The sequence below is a fragment of the Klebsiella sp. JB_Kp004 genome, from assembly GCF_040065795.1.
Classification (GTDB): Bacteria; Pseudomonadota; Gammaproteobacteria; order Enterobacterales; family Enterobacteriaceae; genus Klebsiella; species Klebsiella quasipneumoniae.
The window spans coordinates 1-585 of record NZ_JBEAKW010000030.1; the positions used below are offsets into that span (position 1 = coordinate 1).

General features: G+C 55.7%; 1 rRNA gene. It reads left to right on the forward strand.

The window, feature by feature from the left end:
* Window positions 1-585 (forward strand): 23S ribosomal RNA (locus ABLX76_RS13830); the annotation flags it as partial.

Sequence of the window (585 nt, forward strand, 5' to 3'; positions counted from 1 at the left end):
ATCGGGGTTGCGGACAGTGTCTGGTGGGTAGTTTGACTGGGGCGGTCTCCTCCCAAAGCGTAACGGAGGAGCACGAAGGTTAGCTAATCCTGGTCGGACATCAGGAGGTTAGTGCAATGGCATAAGCTAGCTTGACTGCGAGCGTGACGGCGCGAGCAGGTGCGAAAGCAGGTCATAGTGATCCGGTGGTTCTGAATGGAAGGGCCATCGCTCAACGGATAAAAGGTACTCCGGGGATAACAGGCTGATACCGCCCAAGAGTTCATATCGACGGCGGTGTTTGGCACCTCGATGTCGGCTCATCACATCCTGGGGCTGAAGTAGGTCCCAAGGGTATGGCTGTTCGCCATTTAAAGTGGTACGCGAGCTGGGTTTAGAACGTCGTGAGACAGTTCGGTCCCTATCTGCCGTGGGCGCTGGAGAATTGAGGGGGGCTGCTCCTAGTACGAGAGGACCGGAGTGGACGCATCACTGGTGTTCGGGTTGTCATGCCAATGGCACTGCCCGGTAGCTAAATGCGGAAGAGATAAGTGCTGAAAGCATCTAAGCACGAAACTTGCCCCGAGATGAGTTCTCCCTGAGACT